This is a genomic window from Leucobacter sp. wl10 (genome assembly GCF_003569785.1).
In the GTDB taxonomy this organism is placed as follows: Bacteria; Actinomycetota; Actinomycetes; order Actinomycetales; family Microbacteriaceae; genus Leucobacter.
On record NZ_KZ984033.1, the window covers coordinates 1 to 1417 of the forward strand.

General features: G+C 67.2%; 1 protein-coding gene. It reads left to right on the top strand.

Annotation, left to right across the window (positions count from 1 at the left end; genetic code table 11):
• Positions 1-11 precede the first annotated feature (11 nt).
• Positions 12-1409: an IS30 family transposase gene (locus D1J51_RS17650; RefSeq protein ID WP_371414102.1), complete on the top strand. Its 1398-nt coding sequence runs from the start codon at positions 12-14 to the stop codon at positions 1407-1409.
• Positions 1410-1417: the final 8 nt, after the last annotated feature.

A 1417-nucleotide genomic window follows, 5' to 3' on the forward strand; every position in this document is an offset into this window, starting at 1 on the left:
GAGGAGTGCTGATGGGACGACCAGCGGGATGGTTGAAGGAGTTGACGGGGCGTTCGGCGATGATCTCGCCGGGAGCGCCGAAGTCGAGACGTAGCGTCGAACGCCAGTTCTGGAAGCAAGTCGCTGTTGGGATGTCGTCGGAAGACGCGGCCGGGGTGGTGGGCGTGTCTTCCGCGGTCGGCGCTCGCTGGTTCCGACAAGGTGGCGGCATGCCCACCATCACGCTCACGGATCCTGGCGGCCGGTATCTCTCGTTCGCGGAGCGTGAGGAGATCGCGCTGCTGCGGGCCGAGAAGCGCGGGGTTCGTGAGACCGCGCGCAGACTCGGCCGCGACCCTGCGACGATCTCTCGGGAGCTGCGCCGCAACGCGGCGACCAGGGGTGGGAAGCTCGAATATCGGGCCTCAGTCGCGCAGTGGAAAGCGGAGCTGATGGCGCGGCGGCCGAAGGAAGCGAAGCTCGTCACGAACACGCGGCTGCACGACTGGGTACAGGAGCGCCTGGACGGCAGCGTCAGGCTCCCTGATGGGACTGTGATCGACGGGCCCCTCACGGCCGCGTGGCAGGGTCGGAACAAGCCTCACCGGGCGGATCGGAAGTGGTCGACGGCGTGGTCGCCAGAGCAGATCGCGAGACGTCTACCGGTCGAGTTCCCGGATGATGAGTCCATGCGGATCAGCCACGAAGCGATCTACCAGTCGCTGTTCATCGAGGGGCGTGGGGCACTCAAGCGTGAACTCGTCGCGGCGTTGCGGACCGGGCGGGCGTTGCGGAAACCGCGGGCGAGGTCGCAGAGCAAACCACAGGGGCATGTCACCGTTGACGTGGTGATCTCCGAACGTCCTGCTGAGGCCGCGGATCGTGCCGTCCCGGGGCATTGGGAGGGTGATCTGATCATCGGGACGGGCCGGTCCGCGATCGGCACACTCGTCGAACGCTCCAGCCGCTCCACGCTGCTGGTGCACCTTCCGAGGCTGGACGGGTACGGGCAGCAGCCGCGCACGAAGCACGGGCCCGCGCTCAGTGGCTACGGCGCCGTCGCGATGAACGTCGCGTTGACCGCATCGATGAGCACGCTCCCGGAGCAGTTGCGGAAGACGCTGACCTGGGATCGCGGGAAGGAGCTCTCCGAGCACGCCCAGTTCGCCCTGGACACCGGCACGAAGGTGTTCTTCGCCGACCCGCATTCGCCCTGGCAGAGGCCGACGAACGAGAACACGAACGGGCTGCTGCGGCAGTACTTCCCGAAAGGCACGGACCTGTCCCGGTGGACCGCTGAGGACCTTGCGGCCGTCGCCTACACGCTCAACAGCCGGCCACGGAAAGCGCTCGGCTGGAAGACGCCAGCGGAAGCCTTCGCCGAGCAACTACGATCAATCGGACAAGCCGGTGTTGCGACGACCGGTTGAATCCGCCC

What these genes read in the sequence shown, in the direction of transcription:
- D1J51_RS17650 (WP_371414102.1), top strand. Translation starts at nt 12, where the DNA reads ATGGGACGACCAGCGGGATGGTTGAAGGAGTTGACGGGGCGTTCGGCG.